At 72.0% G+C, this 22,775-nt stretch carries 16 protein-coding genes; 12 read left to right on the plus strand and 4 right to left on the minus strand.

Annotated features, from left to right (window positions below; all coding sequences use genetic code 11):
* The first annotated feature begins 82 nt into the window (after positions 1-82).
* The 5 genes from ACIRP2_RS09530 (at position 83) to ACIRP2_RS09550 (ending at position 10,516) form a co-directional block, all read left to right on the plus strand.
* Positions 83-2,053, plus strand: coding sequence for a serine/threonine-protein kinase (locus ACIRP2_RS09530; RefSeq protein ID WP_404248160.1), 1,971 nt, complete (start codon positions 83-85; stop codon positions 2,051-2,053).
* 181 nt (positions 2,054-2,234) lie between these two features.
* Positions 2,235-4,985: a protein kinase gene (locus tag ACIRP2_RS09535; RefSeq protein ID WP_404248162.1), complete on the plus strand. Its 2,751-nt coding sequence runs from the start codon at positions 2,235-2,237 to the stop codon at positions 4,983-4,985.
* Between the two features lie 130 nt (positions 4,986-5,115).
* Positions 5,116-6,783, plus strand: a complete 1,668-nt coding sequence (locus tag ACIRP2_RS09540) for a protein kinase (RefSeq protein WP_404248164.1) — start codon at positions 5,116-5,118, stop codon at positions 6,781-6,783.
* A gap of 141 nt (positions 6,784-6,924) precedes the next feature.
* Positions 6,925-8,553 (plus strand): succinic semialdehyde dehydrogenase, encoded by a 1,629-nt coding sequence (locus tag ACIRP2_RS09545; RefSeq protein ID WP_404248166.1) that lies wholly within the window; start codon positions 6,925-6,927, stop codon positions 8,551-8,553.
* A gap of 133 nt (positions 8,554-8,686) precedes the next feature.
* Positions 8,687-10,516 carry a GMC oxidoreductase gene (locus ACIRP2_RS09550; protein ID WP_404248168.1) on the plus strand — a complete coding sequence of 610 codons (1,830 nt, stop codon included), beginning with the start codon at positions 8,687-8,689 and terminating at the stop codon, positions 10,514-10,516.
* Positions 10,517-10,656: 140 nt separating this feature from the next.
* On the opposite strand, the gene ACIRP2_RS09555 is transcribed toward ACIRP2_RS09550, so the two are convergent.
* Together ACIRP2_RS09555 and ACIRP2_RS09560 are read right to left on the minus strand one after the other, a co-directional pair.
* Positions 10,657-11,667 (minus strand): LAETG motif-containing sortase-dependent surface protein, encoded by a 1,011-nt coding sequence (locus ACIRP2_RS09555; RefSeq protein WP_404248170.1) that lies wholly within the window; start codon positions 11,665-11,667, stop codon positions 10,657-10,659.
* 676 nt (positions 11,668-12,343) lie between these two features.
* On the minus strand, positions 12,344-12,664 hold the full coding sequence (locus ACIRP2_RS09560; RefSeq protein WP_404248172.1) for a chorismate mutase: 321 nt from the start codon (positions 12,662-12,664) through the stop codon (positions 12,344-12,346).
* 362 nt (positions 12,665-13,026) lie between these two features.
* On the opposite strand from ACIRP2_RS09560, the gene guaA reads away from it, so the two are divergent.
* The 5 genes from guaA (at position 13,027) to ACIRP2_RS09585 (ending at position 18,233) form a co-directional block, all read left to right on the plus strand.
* Positions 13,027-14,622: a glutamine-hydrolyzing GMP synthase gene (gene guaA, locus ACIRP2_RS09565; RefSeq protein ID WP_404248174.1), complete on the plus strand. Its 1,596-nt coding sequence runs from the start codon at positions 13,027-13,029 to the stop codon at positions 14,620-14,622.
* A 114-nt stretch (positions 14,623-14,736) separates the two neighbouring features.
* Positions 14,737-15,339 (plus strand): Uma2 family endonuclease, encoded by a 603-nt coding sequence (locus tag ACIRP2_RS09570; protein WP_404249422.1) that lies wholly within the window; start codon positions 14,737-14,739, stop codon positions 15,337-15,339.
* Positions 15,340-15,450: 111 nt separating this feature from the next.
* Entirely contained in the window at positions 15,451-16,221 is a 771-nt protein-coding gene (locus ACIRP2_RS09575; protein WP_404248176.1) for a class II aldolase/adducin family protein, read from the plus strand.
* 113 nt (positions 16,222-16,334) lie between these two features.
* Positions 16,335-17,603 carry a hypothetical protein gene (locus tag ACIRP2_RS09580; protein WP_404249424.1) on the plus strand — a complete coding sequence of 423 codons (1,269 nt, stop codon included), beginning with the start codon at positions 16,335-16,337 and terminating at the stop codon, positions 17,601-17,603.
* A 120-nt stretch (positions 17,604-17,723) separates the two neighbouring features.
* Positions 17,724-18,233 (plus strand): DoxX family protein, encoded by a 510-nt coding sequence (locus ACIRP2_RS09585; RefSeq protein ID WP_404248178.1) that lies wholly within the window; start codon positions 17,724-17,726, stop codon positions 18,231-18,233.
* A gap of 156 nt (positions 18,234-18,389) precedes the next feature.
* Here ACIRP2_RS09585 and ACIRP2_RS09590 read toward each other — a convergent pair whose 3' ends face one another.
* The gene (locus tag ACIRP2_RS09590; RefSeq protein ID WP_404248180.1) at positions 18,390-19,727 is read right to left on the minus strand and encodes a PspC domain-containing protein; all 1,338 of its coding nucleotides are present in this window, start codon (positions 19,725-19,727) and stop codon (positions 18,390-18,392) included.
* A 179-nt stretch (positions 19,728-19,906) separates the two neighbouring features.
* Between ACIRP2_RS09590 and ACIRP2_RS09595 the strand changes: the two genes are divergently transcribed.
* Both ACIRP2_RS09595 and ACIRP2_RS09600 read left to right on the plus strand, forming a co-directional pair.
* Entirely contained in the window at positions 19,907-21,205 is a 1,299-nt protein-coding gene (locus tag ACIRP2_RS09595; protein ID WP_404248182.1) for a PspC domain-containing protein, read from the plus strand.
* A complete protein-coding gene (locus ACIRP2_RS09600; protein WP_391738910.1) occupies positions 21,189-21,884 on the plus strand; it encodes a LuxR C-terminal-related transcriptional regulator in 696 nt (231 codons plus the stop codon). The genes ACIRP2_RS09595 and ACIRP2_RS09600 overlap by 17 nt, the downstream gene beginning before the upstream one ends.
* Positions 21,885-21,926: 42 nt before the next feature.
* On the opposite strand, the gene ACIRP2_RS09605 is transcribed toward ACIRP2_RS09600, so the two are convergent.
* Positions 21,927-22,700, minus strand: coding sequence for a GNAT family N-acetyltransferase (locus ACIRP2_RS09605; protein WP_404248184.1), 774 nt, complete (start codon positions 22,698-22,700; stop codon positions 21,927-21,929).
* Between the last annotated feature and the right edge of the window lie 75 nt (positions 22,701-22,775).

Here is a 22,775-nt window from a genome sequence, read left to right on the forward strand (position 1 = left end):
CGGCGGACCCGGCACCATGGCCGGTCCCGGGGTGAGGGACAATGAACGCTCTGCCAGGGCGGGTTGATCGCAGAGGGGACGCATGTCGGAGGCGGAGCAGGCACGGGAGCCCCAACGGGACAAGGACGGACGTCTCCTTGCGGGGCGTTACCGGCTCGGGGAGGTGCTCGGCCGGGGCGGTATGGGCACGGTCTGGCGTGCCGTCGACGAGACGCTGGGCCGCACGGTCGCGGTCAAGGAGCTGCGGTTCCCCTCGGCCATCGACGAGGACGAGAAGCGACGCCTCATCACACGCACGCTGCGCGAGGCGAAGGCGATCGCCCGGATCCGCAACAACGGCGCCGTGACGGTCTTCGACGTGGTCGACGAGGACGACCGGCCGTGGATCGTGATGGAACTCATCGAGGGCAAGTCCCTCGCCGAGGCCATCCGTGAGGACGGGGTGCTGACGCCCAGGCGCGCCGCCGAGGTCGGCCTCGCCATCCTCGACGTGCTGCGCTCTGCGCACCGCGAGGGCATCCTGCACCGCGACGTGAAGCCGTCCAACGTACTGATCGCCGAGGACGGCCGGGTCGTACTGACCGACTTCGGCATCGCCCAGGTCGAGGGCGACCCGTCCGTCACCTCGACGGGCATGCTCGTCGGCGCACCGTCGTACATCTCGCCGGAGCGCGCACGGGGGCACAAGCCGGGACCGCCCGCCGACCTGTGGTCGCTCGGCGGGCTGCTCTACGCCAGCGTCGAAGGGTCCCCGCCCTACGACAAGGGGTCGGCCATCGCCACCCTGACCGCCGTGATGACCGAGCCGCTCGATCCGCCGAAGAACGCCGGTCCGCTGAAGGAGGTCATCTACGGCCTGCTCGCCAAGGACCCCGATCAGCGGCTCGACGAAGCGGGCGCGCGTGCCCTGCTCGACGGTGTGATCCACGCTCCCGAGAAGCCGGACCCGGTGGTGCCCGCGCCTGCCGACGCCACCCAGATCATGACGCTGCCCGGTCAGGCCTCCGGGTCCGGCGCCAAGACGGCCCCGAACTCCGGTGAGCAGGGCGAGGGCACACGCGACCGGCTGCGCGGTGCGCTGCGCTCCGTGCGCAGCGCGAAGGCGGCACCGGCCGCGACCCCGGCCACCACGCCGCCCCCGTCCGCGGAGCCCGCCTCGGCAAGTGGCGCCCCGGCCGCAGCGAAGCCTGCCCGGCCGTCGGCCACGACGACCGGGGGCGCGGCCTCCGCCGCCGTGCCGCCGCCCCGCCGGGCCACGCAGTCCGCCACCACGCCCCGAGCGTCCCTCACCGACGTGGTGCCGCGCCGCACCCTGGCGATCGTCGCGGCCGTGATCGTGCTCGCCGTGATCGGCACGGTCCTCGCGCTCACGCTCGACAGCGGCGAGAAGGACAAGACGAGCGGCGCCGGTGGCAAGGACGACAAGTCCGCCTCGGCCGGGGCCTCGCCGAAGGGCGGCTCCACGGAGACGGACAGCGGCAGCGGCAAGGCCCAGGACCAGGGCGGCGATCAGGGCAAGGGCCAGGGCAAGGACGACGGCTCGGGCAAGGGGTCGGACGGCTCCGAGGACGCCCAGGGCACCAAGGGCGACGCGCTGCCCGCCGGATACGGAACCGTCACGAACAAGCAGTTCCACTTCACCATCGCGATGCCCGAGGACTTCCGGCTCGACCACACGTCGGGGCGCAACTCCGGCGGCATCTTCAATGCCGACGGGGGCTTCCCGCGCGTCCAGGTCGACTACACCGATTCGCCCGGCGGCGACGCAGCCGCGGCCTGGAACGCCGCGAAGGGCGGTGTGGCGGCCAGCAGCAACGGATACCGCCACCTCGGCGTGAAAGAGGTCCAGTACAACGGCTACCCGACGGTCGCCGACTGGCAGTTCGAGCGCACCCAGCAGGGGCAGCGGGTCCGGGTGCTGAACAGGGGCTTCAAGGTCGACGCCACCCACGGCTACGCGATCATGATCAGCTGCAGGTCGAGCGAGTGGGACGGCAAGGAGTGCCGGACACTGCGCAGGACCGCGTTCGACACCTTCGCACCCACCGACTGATCGATGGGTGAAAGGGCCGGGATGTACCGACCCCGGCGCGCGTCCCGCGCTTGCCACGTATCGTGAGAGCCTGAAGACCGTACACAGCCTGGACGGTGAATCAATTGTGTGGTGAGTGAGCGCAATTGATGGATTCGTACGGGTTCCGTGACCGGGGGACAGCGCGCTCTGGGGAGGCGTCGTGGACGACTACGCGGGTCGGGTGCTTGCCGACCGCTACCGCCTTCCGCTGCCCCCGTCCGACGAGTACGAACTGGTCGAGACCCGGGCGTTCGACACCTACAGCGGACAGGAAGTCCTGATCCGGCAGGTGCCGTTGCCCGAGGTGGTGGACGCCGAGGTGCTCGACGCCGACGGCCCGGTGCCGACGGCCCGGCGGGTCACGGGGCACGCGGTGCGACGGCCCACGGACCCGGCGGTCCGGCGCGCCATCGAGGCCGCGCAGGCGGCGGCCCAGGTCCCCGACCATCCCCGGCTCGACCAGGTCTTCGACGTGTTCGCCGAGGCCGGCTCGCTCTGGATCGTGAGCGAATTCGTCGTGGCCCGTCCGCTCGCCGCCCTGCTCGCGGAGCGTCCCCTCGACCCCTTCCGGGCCGCCGAGATCGGCTCCGACGTGCTGACGGCGCTGCGGGTGCTGCACGCCCATGGCTGGACCCACCGGAACATCACCGTCCGTACGGTGCTGGTCTGCGACGACGGCCGCGTCGTGCTGACCGGCCTGGCGACCGGTGCGGCGGAGGAGGCGCTCTGCGGGTACGTGCCGACGCCGCAGCCCGACGACGGGGACGAGATCGCCTTCGGACGCCCGGCGGTCGCGACGGGCCCCGCCGGGCCGTACGTACCGCCTCCGCTGCCCCCCTCGCCCCCGCCCGTCCCCCCGGCCGAGGTGCCGGCCTCGCGTGGCCCGGCGGCGATCGAGACGGGCCGCACCCCCGGCGACCCGTACGGCGACGACGAGACGCCCTCCGATGACGCGTACCCCGGCGCCCGGTTCGGCGACGCCCTCGACAGCGGTGGGCCGGGTGAACTGGAGGCCGTGCGGCGGCCGGTGGATCCCGCCCTGCCCGCGCCTGACCCCGGAACGGAGGGCGTCGCGCGGTCGCGGGCCGAGCGCGCCGGAGCCATCGCCGCCTACCGCGCGGGCGCCCGCGCCGCGGCCCGGGTCGGCGAGGACCGGCGCGGGGCCGGGGACGGCGAGGCGGAGGACACCGGCAGCCTCCCGGTGCAGCGCACCGCGCGGCCGACCGGCTCCCGGAACCGGGCCGATGAGGACTCGTACGCCGAGGACCCGTACACCAAGGCTCCGCACGGGGACGACCCGTACGAGGAGGACCCGTACGACGACGAGGACGACGACGGCTACGGGGACGACGGCCAGGCCCCCGGCCGTCGGCTGCATCTCACGGGCACCTGGAGCGACGGCCCCGGCTCCGGGCGTCCCGTCCCCGCCGGAGGCTCGGGCGAGGACGCCCTGCGCGCCGATGCCCGGCGCCGCGGCGACTCCCCGGCGCTGCCGGCGCACCCTTCCCCGCAGCAGCAGCCGGCCCACTGGGACGACGTCGTCGGGGGCGGGAGTTCGGGCCCCGGCTATCGCGGCCCCGCCACGCCCCTTGCCGCCGAGCGGGCCCGGCAGACCCGGATCGCCGTCGTCGGTGCGGTCACCGAGCGCTGGGCGCCCGAGCAGGCGGGCCCCGTTCACGAGAACTGGCAGCTGGCGCCGCCGATCGGCCCCGCCACCGACCTCTGGGCACTGGGCGCGCTCCTCTACCGCGCCGTCCAGGGCCACGCCCCGTACCCCGAGGAGAACGCGGCGGAGCTGGTCCAGATGGTGTGCGGGGAGCCGCCCGCCTTCGCCGAGGAGTGCGGTCCGCTGCGCCCCGTCGTCGAGTCGCTGCTTCGCCAGGACCCCACCGAGCGGCCGGACTTCGAGGAGCTGAGCGGCTGGCTGCGTTCCCTCGTGCGGTCGGCGCCCGAGCCCGAGGCCGGCCTGGACGTCGTACCGCTGCCGTCCGTCGACAGCGCCAGGCTTCCCATCGTGCGCCGCCGGGGCGAGCTGGTCCGCAGGCGCCGCGGCCGTTTCGGCCAGGGCTCGGCCCACGGCCGCCATCGTCACACCAAGGAGAAGGCCGACCGGCGCGAGGCGCCCGGACCGGAGAGAGCGCCCAGAGCGCCGCGCGAGCCCAAGGGCCCCAAGGCGCTGCGCACCCCGCCGCCCGGCCCCCGGCAGGGCGAGGGGCGGGCGCCACGACGGCTGGGGCGGCTGCTGCTCGTGCTGATCCTGCTGGCCCTGGTCGCGGCCATCGCGTACGCCATGGTGTTCATGCCGAAGGCGGACAGCGACTCCGGCGCCCGCTCCACGGGCCCCGGGTCGTCGGCGTCCGGCTCGCCGGAGCCCGGCGACGGCGGGACCGGCGGGCAGTCGTCCACGCAGCCCCCCGGCGCCCAGCAGCCGCAGACCAGCCGATCCGCCGTCGCGCTCGCTCCGGGCTACGCCCTGCGCAAGGACCCGGAGGGGTTCGAGATCGCGACGCCCAAGAGCTGGCGGCGCAGCCCCGCCAACGCGGACCGTCAGATCCGTTACGGCAGCGACGGCTTCAGCCTGCTGATCGTCCCCGGACGTGACACCGTCAAGGCCAACGGTGACGATCCCCTCGTCTACCAGGCGGACAAGGAACTGGAGCTGCAGCCCTTCCGCGACTCCAGCTGGTCGGGATCGAGCGGGCTGCGCCGGATCGACGTCGGCCGACAGGCCATGGCCGAGGGCCAGTTCACCTGGCAGGACGCCTCCGGGCGCGAGGTGTACGCCCGTAACCTCGCGATGATCGTCGGCGGCCGCTACCACATTCTCCAGGTCATCGGCCCGGAGAACCGGCGCGACAAGGTTTCGGACATCTACGAACAAGCCATCGCCTCCTACCGTGTGACGCACTGAATCGTCCCGGTGCCTCGGCCGAACGACGGCGGAGCGACAAGCATCACAGTGCGGTCTCGTGGGAGAGGCGAGGTTCCGTGGCCCTGGCCCCCTCCGTAATCTGGCCTCCGAAGGAACGGGGCGGGGATACGTGGATCGATCACAGGGCACGGACGCGGGACTGGTGCTGGCCGGAAGGTACCGGCTCGGCGAAGTACTCGGGCGCGGCGGCATGGGCAAGGTATGGCGGGCCCACGACGAGGTGCTGCACCGCACGGTCGCGGTCAAGGAGCTGACCGCCGGGCTGTACGTCGCCGAGGCCGACCGGATCGTGCTGCACGCACGCACGCAGAAGGAGGCCCGCGCGGCGGCCCGGATCACGCATCCGGGTGTGGTCACGGTCCACGACGTGATCGAGTACGACAACCGGCCCTGGATCGTCATGCAGTACGTCGACGGTCCGTCACTCGCCGACGAGGCCAAGGAATCCGGCGAGATCGAGCCGCGCGAGGCCGCCAGGATCGGCCTCCATGTGCTGGGCGCCCTGCGCGCGGCACACGGCGCGGGGGTCCTGCACCGGGACGTGAAGCCCGGCAACGTCCTTCTGGCCAGGGACGGGCAGGTGCTGCTCACCGACTTCGGGATCGCGGCGATAGAGGGCGACTCGACCATCACCAGGACCGGTGAACTGGTCGGCTCCATCGACTATCTGGCGCCGGAACGGGTGCGTGGCGGCGACCCCGGCCCCGCGTCCGACCTGTGGTCCCTCGGGGCCACGCTCTACACCGCGGTCGAGGGACGCTCGCCGTTCCGCCGTACGTCTCCGATCTCCACCATGCAGGCCGTCGTCACGGAGGAACCGCCGCCGCCCCGGAAGGCGGGCCCGCTCGCCCCCGTGATCACCGCGCTGCTCCGCAAGGAGCCCGACGACCGGCCGTCGGCGGCGGAGGCGGAACGGATGCTGCTGGACGCCATGGAGGGCCGTGAACCGCGGGCCGCACAGGCGTACGTACCGACACAGCGCGTCCCCGACGAGGTCCTGCGCGCGCTGGGCCCGGACGCCGTGGCCGAGGCGGGTGCGGCGGGCACGGCCCGGCTGCCCGATCCGGCGGCCGGTTCCACCGCGGGCCCGGCGTCGCCCCCGGTGACCCGGCGCAGCCGGGGCCGGTGGCGTACCGCCGTCCTGGTCATCGCCGCCGCCGCGCTGGTCGGCGGCGGCGCGGGGCTCGCCGTGATGAAGTACCGGGACCGTGCGGAGAGCGCCGCCGGAAGGGACGTCACGCGTACCCATGCGGCCGTCACGCCCTCCGAGCCCGGCACTTCGCGTGCGCCGAAGCCCCGTACGTCGCAGAAGGGCGTCCCCGACGGCTGGAAGCGGGTGAACGACCCCGAGGGCTTCAGCCTGGTCGTGCCCGACGGCTGGGTGCGCCAGGCGGACGGCAACCAGATCGACTACACCCCGGACAACGGCGTGCACTACATCCGGATCAGCGTCGACCCGGCGCCCGACTTCGAGAACTCGTACATGCACATGCTGAATCTGGAGAAGCAGCTGGCCAAGCGGCTGCCCGAGTACGAGCGCAAGACGCTGCATTCCAACACGTACCGCGACCGGCCCGGCTCGCTCTGGGAGTTCACCTGGACCGAGACCAAGAACCATCCGGGCCCGCGTCACGCGATCGACCAGATGTACTTCGGGGAGGACGGCGGCCCGGAGTATGCGATGTACATGACGGGTCCGACGGCGGACTGGGACACCACGCGCGAACAGTTCGACACGATGCTGCGTGGCTGGCGGGCGCCCGGCGGCGCCGACTGAACCCCGCCGGATCACGCCGACGACCACAGGGGTCCTGATCAGGGGCTTTGTTGCCAGTGATCACTGGCTTGTTTGTGGGGAGTGTGAAAACCCGTTACCCACGGGTACCCAAAGTGTGCGGCTGGACGTACTGTCACCCTCATGACGGACTCGCAGGCCTCCACGTCCACCTCCTCCGCCCCGGTCGGCACCAACCCCGTGGCCGCCGCCCCCGCGGGTGTGCGCACCGCCGCCGACGTGGTGACGCCCGACGTGATCGCCCGGCTGACCCGTGGCGTCGTCGGCTCCGGCCGCACGGCCAACCACACCCCCTTCACCGGGGAGAAGCTGGCCGATCTGCCCGAGTCCACCCCCGAGGACGTGGCGACGGCCTTCGAGCGGGCCCGTGCCGCCCAGGCCGCCTGGGCCGCGACCCCCGTCCGTGTCAGGGCGGCCGTCCTGCTCCGCTTCCACGACCTCGTGCTGGATCGCCAGGCCGAGGTGCTCGATCTCATCCAGCTGGAGACCGGCAAGGCCCGACTGCACGCCCACGAGGAGGTGCAGGCCGTCGCCGTCGTGGCCCGGCACTACGGGCGCGCCGCCGTCTCGTACCTGAAGCCCAGGCGGCACACCGGAGTCGTGCCGACGCTCACGAAGGTCACCGAGCTGCGTCAGCCGCGCGGCGTGGTCGGCCAGATCGCGCCGTGGAACTACCCCCTGGAGCTGTCCGTCGGTGACGCGCTGCCCGCGTTCGTCTCCGGTAACGCCGTCGTGATGAAGCCCGACACCGAGACCGCGCTGACCGCGCTGTGGGCCCGGGACCTGCTGATCGAGGCCGGGCTGCCCGCCGAGGTGTTCCAGGTGGTCCTCGGCGACGGACCGGTCGTCGGCCCCGAGGTCGTCAAGCACGCCGACTACGTCTCGTTCACGGGTTCCACCCGCACCGGTCGCGAGGTCGCGCAGGGTGCGGCGGCCCGGCTCGTCGGGGTCTCGCTGGAGCTCGGCGGCAAGAACGCCATGCTGGTCCTGGAGGACGCCGACGTGGAGAAGGCCGTCGCGGGCGCCGTCCGCGCCTGCTTCTCCTCCGCGGGCCAGCTCTGCATCTCCATCGAGCGGCTGTACGTCCACGAGTCGGTCGCCGACGACTTCGTGGCCCGCTTCGCCGCCCGTACGAAGGCCATGCGGCTCGGCAACTCCCTCGCCTACGGGGCCGACATGGGCTCCCTGGTCGGAGAGCGCCAGCTGGAGACGGTCACCCGGCACGTCGCGGAGGCCGTCGAGAAGGGCGCCACACTCGTCGCGGGCGGCGTCGCCCGCCCCGACATCGGTCCGCTCTTCTACGAGCCGACCATCCTCGACGGCGTCGAGGCGCCGATGGCCGTCTGCAACGAGGAGACCTTCGGCCCGGTCGTCTCCCTCTACCGCTTCACCGACGACGACGAGGTCGTCGCCCTCGCCAACGCCACCCCGTACGGCCTGAATTCGAGCGTCTGGACCAGGAACTCCAGGCGGGGCCACCAGGTCGCCGCGCGGCTGCGGACCGGGACGGTCAACATCAACGAGGGGTACGCCCCGGCGTACGGCAGCGTGCAGTCCCCGATGGGTGGCATGAAGGACTCCGGTCTCGGCCGGCGGCACGGCTCCGAGGGCATCCTCAAGTACACCGAGGCGCAGACCGTCGCCCAGCAGCGGCTGATCCCGCTCGCCCCGGCCTTCGGCATGGACGACGAGAAGTACGCGGCGTTCATGACCCGCAGCCTGAAGGCGATGAAGGCGTTCCGCCTGCGCTGACGCAGGGTCTTCCGTTCGGATCAGGTCGGACGAGGGAGCGGGGCCCGGTGCCGGGGCACGCGAGGCCGGCGTGATCCGAACGAGAGGCCCTGGCACCGCAGCACTTTCTGTCCTTTTCGTACCGAGGAGAGCCATGCCCCAGGACAGCCCTGCCCGGAATCGGTCCGTATCCCCGGAACCGGCCGACGACGACGCCGCGTACGACTTCGACGTGCTGGTCGTCGGCTCGGGCTTCGGCGGTGCGGTGTCGGCCCTGCGGCTGACCGAGAAGGGCTACCGGGTCGGGGTGCTGGAGGCGGGCCGCCGCTTCACCCCCGGGACCCTCCCCAAGAACTCCTGGGATCTCAAGAACTACCTGTGGGCCCCGGCCCTCGGGCTCTACGGCATCCAGCGCGTGCATCTACTGGGCAAGGTGATGGTGCTGGCCGGCGCGGGGGTCGGCGGTGGCTCGCTCAACTACGCCAACACGCTGTACGTACCCCCAGCGCCGTTCTTCGAGGACCGGCAGTGGGCGTCCATCACCGACTGGCAGGACGAGCTGAAGCCGTACTACGACCAGGCCACGCGGATGCTCGGGGTCCGGCTCAACCCGACGACGACCCCCTCCGACGTCCATCTGAAGGCGGCCGCGCAGGCCATGGGCGTCGGCGACACCTTCCATCTCGCCCCGGTCGGCGTCTTCTTCGGCGACGGCGAGGACGCCGACGGCACGGCGAGGGCGAAGCCCGGCGGCACGGTCGCCGACCCGTACTTCGGCGGCGCGGGCCCCGCCCGCAAGGCCTGTACCGAGTGCGGCGAATGCATGACGGGCTGCCGCCACGGCGCGAAGAACACCCTCAACGAGAACTACCTCCACCTCGCCGAGAAGGCCGGAGCCGTCATCCACCCGATGACCTCCGTCGTCGCGATCACGGACCATCCGGAGGGTGGCTACCACGTCACCACCGTCCCCACCGACCGCCGCAGGAAGGCGAAGCCCACCCGGCTGCGCGCCCGCCAGGTGGTGGTCGCGGCGGGCACGTACGGAACGCAGACCCTGCTGCACACCATGAAGGACCGCGGTCTGCTGCCCCGGCTCTCGGCCCGGCTCGGCGAGCTGACCCGTACCAACTCCGAGGCGCTCGTCGGCTCGCAGACCAGCGACCGGCGCTACCGCAAGAAGCACGGCACCGCGAAGGCCGACTTCACCCGGGGCGTCGCGATCACCTCCTCGATCCACCCCGACGCGAACACCCACATCGAGCCGGTCCGCTACGGCAAGGGCTCCAACGCCATGGGCGCGCTGTCCATCCTCCAGGTGCCGTACGGCGGACGCCGGGTGCTGGGCTGGCTCGGCAACGTGGCCAAGCACCCGACGCTCGCCGTGCGCTCGCTCTCCAACCGCCGCTGGTCGGAGCGGACCATCATCGGGCTCGTCATGCAGTCGCTGGACAACTCCCTGACGACGTACCGCAGATCCGCAGGCATCGGAAAGGGCCTCCTCACCGCCCGGCAGGGGCACGGCGCGCCCAACCCCACACAGATCGAGGAGGCGACGCGCAGCGCCACGCTGCTCGCCGAGGAGATCAACGGCTTCGCCGGTTCGAACATCGGTGAGCTGATGGGCACTCCGCTCACCGCGCACTTCCTCGGCGGCTGCCCCATCGGCGCGAGCGCCGAGGAAGGGGTCATCGACCCGTACCACCGGCTCTACGGACACCCCGGCATCTCGGTGGTGGACGGTTCGGCGGTCTCCGCGAACCTCGGCGTCAACCCGTCGCTCACCATCACCGCTCAGGCCGAGCGCGCCATGTCCTTCTGGCCCAACAAGGGCGAGCCGGACCCGCGACCGGCACAGGGCGAGGCCTACGAACGACTGGCCGCGGTCGAGCCGCAGGCGCCGACGGTGCCGAAGGAGGCCTTCGGCGCACTGAGGCTGCCTTTCCTCGGGCTGCCGGCCGTCCCGCCGAAGAAGAAGCCGTAGCGCCGACGGCGGCGGACCGGGACAGCGGAAAGGGGCTGCACCCCCCTCCGAGTGCAGCCCCCCACGCCGACGGTGACCGAGCCGCTCAGGTCCGGTCGGACGGCCTCCGACCGGACGGTCGAAGGCCACCCGACGGGCTCTTACGCGGCCGCGTCACCGTTCCTGCGGCGCCGCACGATGAACATCGCGCCCGCGCCGAGCACTACGGCCGCACCGCCCGCGGCGGCGAGCACCGGCATCGCGGAGGACGAACCGGTCTTTGCCAGGCTGCCGGACACCTTGCCCGTCGGGTTGTCGGCCGGCTTGGTGGACGGCACCGGAGCGCTGCCACCGGTCTGCGGCTTCGAACCGCCTTCGCCGGAGTTCACGATCTTGAACTTGTACGCGACGTCGCTGACGCCCGCGCAGTCCTTGTCGCCCACGTAGAGGCCGGCACCGAGGGTGAAGCCGGCGCCGACGGGGGCGCTCGCCTTCACGTCGATGCGCAGCGGGATGTCGACCTCGTAGCCCGCGCGGATCTCGTCGGACCGGCCGACGTAGCCGACCGCGCGGCCGTCCTCGCTGAGCTCCTCCCACTTGCCGGTGTCCGTGTCGAGGGCCTGGAGACTGACGTGCCCGGACTTGAAGAGGTCGTCGCCGTTCTTGTCGGAGGAGGCGCCCGCGAAGTAGTCGATCTCCTTCACGGTGGACTTCGACGCGTTGTAGACGTTCATCTTGAACGTGTGCCAGCCGCTGCCCCGGGCGATCTTGCCGGGCAAACCGTTGATGGAGATGTCCAGGTCGGACTTGGCGCACTCCGTCGGCTCGGGATCCTCGGACTCGGAATCGGACGGGGACGGCGACGGGGACGCGGACGCGCTCGGGGACGTATCGGCTACAAGGCCCGGGGCCGGAGAGGAGCTTCCGGTGGCCTCGGCCGCCTTGCTCGGGCCGGGCTCGCCGGACTCCTCGGCGGGCGCGGTGGCGGACTCGGAGGCCGACGGGTCCGCGCCGGTCTCCGGTGACTCGGAGCCGCTCGGCGAGGGCGTGGCGCTCTCGGTGACGGTGGCCTTGTCCGTCGTGTCGGCGAACGCGGCCGGCGCGGCCAGGATCGCGGCCGGCGCGATGACGGCCGTGGCGGCGGCGAGCGCCATGGTGCGGCGAAGCTTCATGATGACCTCAGGAGTCCGGCGTACCGCTGTGAGCAGTACGGATATCGGGACGGGCCAGCCGTGAGGGTCACAGGCGGGGCCAGTGGTTCCGCATGGTTGACCCGCGGCCCGGCGCAATGGTTGTCCGGATACTCACAGAACATTTATGTGACACCGCTCACGTCTCTCCTCGTGTGTCGGTCGGCCATGGCGCGTCACGCACACGTGGTGCACGGCGCAAGAGGCGGCCGGACGGAGGAGGCCCATGGTGCGAGAGGTGCGTGGGAGGTGCGGGAGGCGGCATGAGCAAGGGCCCCGGTGGGCCGGGAACCGGTCCACCGGGGCCCTGCGCGAGTCAGTACCGGGGTGCGGCGTCGGCGCCGAGCCGGACGCCCGTCCCCACGCGGGCCGATCCACCCGGATACGGTCGGCTCCGGGCGTCCCCGGAGCCGACCGTTCTTGGGGTGACCGGGCTGCTGTCCCCTGCCGACCGGTCACGCACGCTGGGGCGCGGTCCCACGGCGTGCCCTGCAGCACGCCACACGCTCCAGCGGAGCCACGCGTGGTTCCTTCCAAAGCCGCCCCTGGCTGGCACGGACACCGGGACCAACGAAGCCGCGGCTGACCCGGTCACGCGCCGTACGGGTGAGAGTCGGCCCGAACTGGGATACGCCCGCGCACCCGGGCCGCGGGGCGTTCAGGCCCGCCCGCGGCAGAGCTCCAGCAGCGTCATGGCGAGGGAGGTGCCGGGCTTCCCGAGCGCGTCCCGGTACTGGCCGAGGATCTCCATCTCGCGGGAGAGGTTGATCCGTCGGCCGCCGGAGGTGATCCGCGCCTCCTGGATGACCGCCGAGACGGCCATCCGCTCCTGGACGAGCCCGATGATCCGGTCGTCGAGGGCGTCGATGCGGGACCTCGCGCCGTCGATCAGCTCGGCGGCCTCCTCGGTGTGCGCGCCGGTCTTCTCGGCGCCGGTCTTCTCGGTGGCGGCGGACTTCGCGGGGGCGGTGCTGGCCATGACGGTGACTCCTCGTGGGATGCGGCCCCCCGAAACCGACCGGTCCGGAACGACAGAACGCCCCGGGCCTTTCGGCCCGGGGCGCCTGGAACGTTGCTTGTCAGTGGATCAAGCAGCACGACCATGGCAGCCGGCGGGCCGGATGCCATAGGTAAAGACGAAGGTCGTGTGCTGACGCATGTCTTCAGTATGGCCCCGCCGCGCATGCGGACCAACTCGGGGCCCGGATGCTGAGACACCCGCAGGCCCCGGGCCCGCTGCCCGCGCTTCCCGCACTCCCGTCCGGACGTGACGACGCCCGCCTTCGCAACCCCGGTAGAATCGACAAAACCGACCCCCCTTCACCGCCGGAAGGCCGCCCCGTGCCAGCAGCACCCACCGCCGCCCCCGACATCGCCACCGACGTGGTCCTCGTTGTCGACTTCGGGGCGCAGTACGCCCAGCTCATCGCCCGACGCGTCCGTGAGGCCCGGGTCTACAGCGAGATCGTCCCGTCCACGATGCCGGTGGCCGAGATGCTGGCCAAGAACCCCCGGGCGATCATCCTGTCCGGCGGCCCCTCCTCGGTGTACGCGGAGGGCGCGCCCTCCCTGGACCGGGCGATCTTCGAGGCCGGTGTCCCGGTCTTCGGCATGTGCTACGGCTTCCAGCTGATGGCCACCACGCTCGGCGGCACCGTCGACGACAACGGTGCCCGTGAGTACGGCCGTACCCCGCTCACCGTCTCCAAGTCCGGCTCCACGCTCTTCGAAGGCACCCCCGCCGAGCAGTCGGTCTGGATGTCGCACGGCGACGCCTGCTCCGCCGCCCCCGAGGGCTTCACGGTCACCGCGTCCACGGACGTCGTACCGGTCGCGGCCTTCGAGAACGACGAGAAGAAGCTCTACGGCGTCCAGTACCACCCCGAGGTCCTGCACTCCACGCACGGACAGCAGGTTCTGGAGCACTTCCTCTACCGCGGCGCCGGCATCGAGCCGACCTGGACCACGACCAATGTGGTCGAGGAGCAGATCGCGCTGATCCGCGAGCAGGTCGGCACCAAGCGCGCCATCTGCGCCCTGTCCGGCGGAGTCGACTCCGCGGTCGCCGCCGCCCTCGTGCAGAAGGCCATCGGCTCGCAGCTGACCTGCGTGTACGTAGACCACGGTCTGATGCGCAAGGGCGAGAGCGAGCAGGTCGAGAAGGACTTCGTGGCCTCCACCGGCGTCCAGCTGAAGGTGGTCGACGCCGAGGAGCGCTTCCTGAACGCGCTGGCCGGGGTCAGCGACCCCGAGCAGAAGCGGAAGATCATCGGCCGGGAGTTCATCCGCGTCTTCGAGCAGGCCCAGGTTGAGCTCGTCGCCGAGGGCGCCGCCGACGGCGAGGAGGTCGCCTTCCTCGTCCAGGGCACGCTCTACCCGGACGTCGTCGAGTCCGGCGGCGGCACCGGCACCGCCAACATCAAGTCCCACCACAACGTCGGCGGTCTCCCCGACGACATCGAGTTCCAGCTCGTCGAGCCGCTGCGCCAGCTGTTCAAGGACGAGGTCCGGATGGTCGGCCAGGAGCTCGGCCTGCCCGGCGAGATCGTCCAGCGCCAGCCGTTCCCCGGCCCCGGCCTCGGCATCCGTATCGTCGGCGAGGTCACCAAGGAGCGGCTCGACCTGCTCCGCGAGGCCGACGCCATCGCCCGCGAGGAGCTGACCGCGGCCGGTCTGGACCGCGACATCTGGCAGTGCCCGGTGGTCCTGCTCGCCGATGTCCGCTCGGTCGGTGTCCAGGGCGACGGCCGCACCTACGGCCACCCGATCGTGCTGCGTCCGGTCTCCTCCGAGGACGCCATGACGGCCGACTGGTCGCGCCTGCCGTACGAGACCCTCGCCAGGATCTCCACCCGCATCACCAACGAGGTCGCCGACGTCAACCGCGTCGTGCTCGACGTGACGAGCAAGCCGCCGGGCACCATCGAGTGGGAGTGACCTTTATTGCAGGGTCAACGCTGATGCCGTCGCTCATTCGTTTGGGCGGCGGCATTGTCGTACCAGCTGGGTAGGCTGACTTATTGGACGAGACTCACTCCCATGGGAGCAATGATGAGTGCCGCACCCGAGTTCGAGTTGGACGAGAAGTACAACTATCCGGTTCCGCCGCCCGGTGGCTGGACGGCTGACGACCTCGACCGGCTGCCGAATCTGCCGAGGCGCACGGAGTTGATCGACGGGAGTCTCGTTTTCATGAGTCCGCAGACAAAGTTTCATATGCGAACCATGCGTCTGCTGGAAAACGCACTTCTCGATCAGGCTCCGGACGATCTCGATGTTTTCCGGGAATTCAGCATCAGGCTGAACAAGCGGAACCGGCCGGAGCCGGACGTGCTTGTGGTTCCGCTCGGAGCGGATACCGGACCGAACGACACGTGGCTGCGGCCGGAGGACGTCATTCTGGCCGTGGAGGTGGTCTCGGAGGAGTCGGAAGACAGGGACCGCGAGGTCAAGCCCCGCAAATACGCCGCCGCAGGCGTCCGGTACTTCTGGCGGGTGGAGCAGAACGAGGGCCTCCCGGTGGTGTACGTCTACGAGCTCGATCCCGCGCTCGGGGCTTATGTGGCCACCGGCATCCACCACAGCAGGCTGAAGCTGGACGTCCCCTTCCCCATCGATGTCGACCTCACCGCGATCAACCGTCGCCGCCCCTGAAGGAGCCCGCCTCCGACCCCGCGGCGGATCGTTCGCCGACACCCCTGGCCACTTGCGGCAACCGGCGGTAACTTCCGATCCCGTACGCCCTGGGAGCCCCGAGGAGTCGCCATGCCCGAGCCCACGCCCATACCCCTGGACCAGCTCCACTTCGCGATGCCGCCCGTCCACGAGTCCGTGGAGGAGGAGCGTGCGTACCGCAAGGAACGGCTGGTCGGGGCACTCAGGCTGTTCGGGGAGTACGGGTACGAGGACGGGGTCTCCGGTCACATCACCGCGCGGGACCCGGAGTTCACCAGCTGCTTCTGGGTCAACCCCTTCGGGGTGCCGTTCGACGGGCTCGTGCCGGACGAACTGATCCTGGTCAACGGGGAGGGGCAGGTCGTCGAGGGGCGGCGCCATGTGAACCAGGCGGCCTTCGCCGTCCACGCGCAGGTGCACCGGGCGCGCCCGGACGTCGTCGCGGTCGCGCACACCCACTCCGTGCACGGCCGGGCCCTGTCCGCGCTCGGCGAGCTCGTCGAGCCCATCACCCAGGAATCCTGCGCCTTCTACGAGGATCATGTGCTGTACGACGCGTACACCGGGGTCGTCGTCGACGAGGAGGAGGGGCGCCGGATCGCCGCCGCGCTGGGCGGGCACAAGGCGATCGTGCTGCGCAACCACGGACTGCTGACCGTCGGCGACTCGGTGGACGCCGCCGCCTGGTGGTTCATCACGATGGAGCGCTCCTGCCAGGTGCAGCTGGCGGCGCGGGCGGCCGGAAAGCCGGTGCTGATCGAGCACCGGGACGCGGTCGCCACCCGTGAGCAGCTCGGCAGCGATCTGGTGGCCTGGATCAACTACCAGCCTCTGTGGCGCCGGATCAGTCGCACATTCTGACGATCCACGCCGACGGGCCGCCCCGATGCGGCCCGGAGCCCTCCTGTACGGCACAATTCGCAGCATTAACAGCTGAGTTGGCTGTACCGGGAAAGGAAAGGGCGGCGTTCTCCGTGGCGTTGGACGAGGCGAGGGCGAGCGGCACGCACGGCGGCGGCTGCACGTGCGGCGACTGCCCGCACGGGGCGCGCGAGGGTCACCGGCGCGCGGTGGCCGCCTTCCTGGTCAAGCGGGACGAATTCGCCGCCGGTCAGGGGCTGCCGCCCGGGGTCGCCCAGTCCGCCTCCGCGACCCGCCAGTGGGTCTCCGACGAGCTGACCCAGTCGGCCAGGACCGTCGCCGAACGGGGCCGGGAAGCGGGCGACGCCTGGCTGTACCGGGTGTGGCGGCGCACCCTGATCGCCGTGTGGGGGAGCTTCGTCGTCCTGGTCGTCGCCGAAACCGCCACCGCCATCGGTGCGGGCTGGACCAACGCCCGTACGGCGGGACTGGTCGCCGGACTCGTCACCGCGGGCCTGCTGACCGGTGCCGCCCATGTCCACCGGGCCCGCGGCGGCCTGCTCGCCCCGGTGATCGGCGAGGACAACCGGCTCTCCACCTCCCGGGCGGTCGCCGCGTCCTGGGTGCTGCTCGCGGTCTTCTCCGTACTCGTGCTGGCCCTTCAGCTGGCGGGCGCCTCCGGCCACGCCGAGCGCGACGAACTGATCGAGGGACTGGATCTGGCCAGGGGCGCCGGGGTGGTGACCGTGCTGGCCCTGGTGTGCGCCGTCGCCGTGGTCGTACGCCGGGTGGTGACCGTACGCGCCCTGTCGGGGCGGCTGCAGAAGCTGCGGGCCGACCGGCCGCGCGCCGCCGATCTGCTCACCGACGACTCCGGGCGGGGCAGCTTCACGGATGTGCAGTACGTGCTGGTGAGCACCGTCGCCGTACTGTTCGCCGCGGTCCGCCTGGCCCGCAGGCCCGAGCAGCTGCCCGACCTGCCGTGGGGGCTCGCGCTGCTGGTCACCGTCTCGGCGGTCGCGTACTTCGCCGGGAAGTACGGGGAGGGCGGGCGCCCTGTGGTGCTCTCGGTGGTCCGGGCCCGGGAGGCCGGGGACCTGGACGCGCCGATCCGTACCGGTGACGACATCGAGATCCGGGGCGCGGGCTTCGTGCCGCCCGGTGCCGGGACGCCGGACCGGCTGGCCCGCATGGTCGTCCGGATCGGCCGGGTCCATGTGCATGTGCCGCTGATCCCGGTCACCGGCGGCTTCGCCAACCCGACCGACGGAGTGCTCACCGTGCCGGTACCGGTGGAGGTGGAACCGGGTCTGGTGGAGGTGCAGGTCGTGACCGCCGCCGGAGTGGAGACGAACCGCGTCGAGATCGATGTGACGGACTGACGGCCGAGGAGGCCCGGCCGGGTGGCGCAGACCGGCCGACCGGCCGCCCCACCGGGTGGGCGGCACGCGCACCGCGTACGTATGGTCTGGTGACGGGTCTACGGAAGGCGGAGCAGCCACATGCAGGGATACGGCACCAACGTACGCGGGCTGGGCGAGCCGAGGGGGCTCAAGGAACTGGCGCAGGAGCACGCCCTGCTGCCGCTGCGGATCTTCCTGGGCGTCACCTTCGTCTACGCCGGGCTCGACAAACTGACGGACAGTTCCTTCTTCCGCGCGAGCGGCGCCGGATCCATCGGCGAGACGATGCACGCGGTACGCGACTCGTCCGCGATCCCGGCCCTCGTCGACCTGGCTCTGAAGAACCCCGGCGGCTTCGGGTACGCCATCGCCATCGGTGAACTCCTCGTCGGCATCGGCACCCTCCTCGGTCTGTGGGCGCGGCTCGCGGCGCTCGGCGGGGCGCTGATCTCGTTGAGCCTCTGGCTGACGGTGAGCTGGCAGGTCAAGCCGTACTACTACGGCAACGACCTGGCCTACCTCATGGCCTGGCTGCCGCTGCTGCTCGGCGGGGCCGCGGCGTTCTCCGTGGACGCCCTGCGCGCGTCACGACGGCGACGGATCCGGTAGTTCACCCAGGTCGTGGTGGCGGCCAGCCAGAGGCCGCCGAAGAACAACGGGAAGAAGAAGACCCACGGGGCGTCCCAGGCCCCCGCCGCGTCCGCCGCGTATCCCGCCGCCAGGACGAGCATGGCCAGGCCCGCAACCGCCCGTCCGGGACGGATCTCATGACGCAGCACGGGTGACCTCCACCTGTCCGATGCCGACTTCGAGAGTGAGTGCGACCGTGCCGGCCGGCTTGCTGCCCGGGGGCGACGGAAGCGTCCTGTGCTCCCGCCGCGACGGGCTGACGTGCACATCGACCTGCGGGCCCGTCTGCGCGCCGCTCGGCCGGCTGACCGGCAGCGTCACGTCGCCCAGGCCCGCCCGCGCGTCCACCTTCACCGTCACCGCCCTCGGTACGACGACGACCGCGCGGCCCGCCGCGACCCGTACCCGCGTCACGACGGTGTCGCCCCGGGGGACCTGGATCTCGGTGAGGTCCAGCCGCGCCACCCCGGAGCCCAGTTCGTAGTGCGGTCGGACCGCGGCCACCGAGGCGGGACGCCAGCCCTCGCGCACCCACTGGGTGGTGATGTCCTTCGGCAGCGCGGACGCGCCCGCCAGCAGGGCCGCCGTGATCATCGACAGCATCACCGTGCCGAACCCGGTCCGGCCGAGGAACGCGCTGACCAGCATCCCCAGCCCGAACACCGCCAGCGCGCCGGCCAGACCGAACTGCAGACTCGTGCCCAGCGGGTGGGAGTCCCAGCTCAGGCCCGTGCCCAGGCCGCCCGCGATCAGCGCGAACAGGAAGACCAGGCCGCCGATCGAGGTCGGACCCGTGGTGCCGGGCTCCCGCCGCGGAGCGCGGAACGGGTCGTCCGCACTCGCTCCCCGCGGGCGGGTCGCCCGTCCGTCGAGCGTCATGTCGGCCGGACCCCACAGATAGCCGGGGCCCACCGGCCCCGACGTGCCGTCCTTGACGATGGGGTCCCGCCACCACGACGGGCTGCCCGGCGACGGCGGGGCCTTCACCTCGGGCGGCGCGTCCGCCACCGCCTGCGCGGTCGCCGGATGCACCGGACCCTCGGGCGCCGCCGCCCTGCGGTTCTGCGTCCAGACGGCGAATCCGACGACCGCGAGCGACAGCATCGCGGAGAACGCCAGCGTGCCGCCGTTGCCCAGCATGGAGAGGAACAGCCCGCAGCCGATCAGCGCGAGCAGCACCGCGATGAGCGACGCGCCCTCGACGCGGCCGGACAGCAGTCTGCGCGCCTCGTTCTCGTCCTCGCCCTCCAGCGGGATCAGCAGCCAGGCGAAGCCGTAGAAGATCAGTCCGATGCCGCCGGTCACCGACAGCACACCGAGCACGATCCGGAAGATCACCGGATCGACGTCGCAGTACCGGCCGAGCCCACCGCACACCCCGGCCACGACCTTGTGCCGCGGGCTGCGCCGCAGCTGCGGCCTCGGTTCGGGGGTCGGTGCGACGCCGGGGGAGGCGTCCTGGGGAACGGTCATGGCTCCATGGTGACGGGCCGAGCGCCCGTCCGGGACCCGCGCCGACCCTGGCCGGTCCCTGATATTGCCCCCACGGACCCCTGGGGGGCATGGTCCACGCCCCCCGGGCCGGGCTCTCAGGGTCGCGTCGGGGGCGGACCCTGATGCCGTCACCCGTTCGGACATGTGACGATCGGTGCATGCCAGCCGCCACGTCCCGAGCCACGAGCTCCCTCAACGCCGACCCGGAGGAGCCGCCGCTGCGCAAGCTGTACCGCAGCGCCGACGGACGGCTGCTCGGCGGTGTCGCGCGCGGCCTCGCCGGGCACCTCGGGCTGCCCGTCGCCTGGGTACGGTTCGTCTTCCTCGGTCTGTTCTTCGCGGACGGCCTCGGCGCGCTGCTCTACGCCGTCTTCTGGATCGTCGTCCCGCTCGGCGTCGGGGGCGTGGAGGCACCGCGCTCCGTCTTCGAGATCGCTCCGGACGGCAGACGCCGCCTCCGCAAACCCGACAAGGGCCAGGTCTTCGCCCTCATCGCGCTGTTCTTCGGCGCGATGATCTTCGTCGGCAATGTCGACATGGGCAGCAAGGCCGACCGCTACATCTGGCCCACGCTGCTGATCGGCGCCGGTTCGGTACTGGTGTGGCGGCAGGCCGACAACGCCCGGCGCGCCCGCTGGATGGAGGTCGGCAGCCGCCGCCGGGTCCTGCATCTGGCCCGGGGTCTCGCCGGGGTCGCCCTGGTCGGCCTGGGCCTGGCCGTCTTCATGGTGGTACGCGGCTCCGCGGCCCAGCTCGGCAACGTCCTGACCGCCGCGATCGCCGTCCTCACCGGCATCGCGCTGCTGGCCGGCCCCTACCTCGTGCGCATGACCCAGGACCTCTCCGAGGAACGCACGATGCGCATCCGGGCCCAGGAGCGCGCCGAGGTCGCCGCCCACGTCCATGACTCGGTGCTGCACACCCTCACCCTGATCCAGCGCAACGCCGAGGACGCGGGCGAGGTCCGCAGACTGGCCCGCGCCCAGGAACGCGAACTGCGCAACTGGCTCTACAACCCCGAGGGCACCGGCAAGGACGAGGACGACGAGCCCGAGACCCTCGCCGAGGCGGTCAAGCGCGCCGCCGCCGAGGTCGAGGACAAGCACGGCGTCCCGCTGGAGGTCGTCGTCGTCGGCGACTGCCCGCTGGACGAGAAGCTGGCCGCGCAGATGCAGGCCGCACGCGAGGCGATGGTCAATGCCGCCAAGTACGGTGGCGAGGGCGGCGCCGTGCAGGTCTACGCGGAGGTCGAGGGCCGCACGGTCTTCGTCTCGGTGCGCGACCGGGGCCCGGGATTCGATCCGGATTCCGTCCCGGGGGACAGAATGGGCGTACGAGAATCAATCATCGGCCGGATGCAGCGCAACGGCGGTACGGCGCGGCTGCGTTCGGTGCCCGGCGGGGGCACGGAGGTCGAGCTGGAGATGGAGAGGGCGAGCGATGACCAAGACCACTGAGGCGACCGGGGGCCCGGAGCGCCGGGTACGGGTCGTGCTCGTCGACGACCACCGGATGTTCCGCACCGGCGTCCAGGCCGAGATCGGCCGCACCGAGGAGACGGGCGTCGAGGTGGTCGGCGAGGCCGCCGACGTCGACCAGGCGGTCACCGTCATCACGGCGACCCGCCCCGAGGTCGTCCTCCTCGACGTCCATCTGCCGGGCGGCGGCGGCGTCGAGGTGCTGCGCCGCTGCGCGCCGCTGATGGGAGCCGTGGAGAACCCGGTCCGTTTCCTGGCGCTGTCCGTCTCGGATGCCGCCGAGGACGTCATCGGCGTCATCCGCGGCGGCGCCCGCGGCTATGTCACCAAGACGATCACCGGCACCGACCTGGTCGACTCGGTCTTCCGGGTCCAGGAGGGCGACGCGGTGTTCTCGCCCCGGCTGGCCGGCTTCGTCCTCGACGCCTTCGCCTCCACGGACGCGCCGCCGGTCGACGAGGACCTGGACCGGCTGACGCAGCGCGAGCGCGAGGTGCTGCGGCTGATCGCCCGCGGCTATGCGTACAAGGAGATCGCCAAGCAGCTGTTCATCTCGGTGAAGACGGTCGAGTCGCACGTCTCGGCGGTGCTGCGCAAACTCCAGCTGTCGAACCGGCACGAGCTGACCCGATGGGCGACGGCACGGCGGCTGGTCTGAGACGGACCGGCACATGGGGGCGGCGCCGCCGGTCCGCCCGAGTCAGCCGGCCGCGCCGTCGGGGTCGAGCGAGATGTTCAGTTTCTCGCCGATCCGGCGGTAGCCGATGCCCGCGTAGATCCGCTCCACATCGGCGTCGCCGGGCTCCAGCCACACCACCCGGCAGCCCCGCTCGAAGGCGGTCGCGGTCAGGTGGGCACTCAGCGCGGCGCCGATGCCGCGACGGCGGAACGAGGCCGCGACGGCGAGGCCGGTCAGCTCGCTGAGACCGTCGACCGGGACCGAGCAGCCGCCCGCGCCCGCCGGGACGCCGTCGACGGTGGCGAGGGCCGCGACCCCGCCGCCCCCGACCGCCTCGCGCAGCCAGGCCGCCTCGCCGCCCTCGGGCTCGCCGGTGCCGCCGTAGCCGTGGTGCTGGACGAGTGCCGCGGCGTCGAAGTCCGCGTCGGTGACCGGTTCGGCGATCACGAGGGAGTCCACCGGCTTCGGCGGCAGCAGACCGGTGGGGGCGCAGGCCATGATCGGTGCCCGGTCCTCGACGCCGAACCCGGCGGCGAGCAGCGCGGGTTCGACGGCGGGCGCCCAGTCCGGCAGAAACTCCAGCCGCGGCAACCGGTCACGCTCGCGGAACGCCGCGATCAGTGCGTCGAGGTCCTCGGCCGTCGGTACGGCGTCCCGGTCGGGTATCGCGTAATTGGCGTACTTGAGCGACCAGCCGGGGTTGTACCGCACGGTGAAGGGGCCGACCCGGAGGTGGTCGGGGGAGCGCAGGGCGAGCGTACGGGCATGGATCTGGACCTCGACGTCCATGGGCATGCGGGGTGTCCTCCGGTCGGCTGATCGATGGCGGGCCGCTCCGACGACGAGCCGTTTTGGCAGCGGGAGTTGCCC

It is taken from the genome of Streptomyces sp. NPDC101194, assembly GCF_044767885.1.
Lineage (GTDB): Bacteria > Actinomycetota > Actinomycetes > Streptomycetales > Streptomycetaceae > Streptomyces.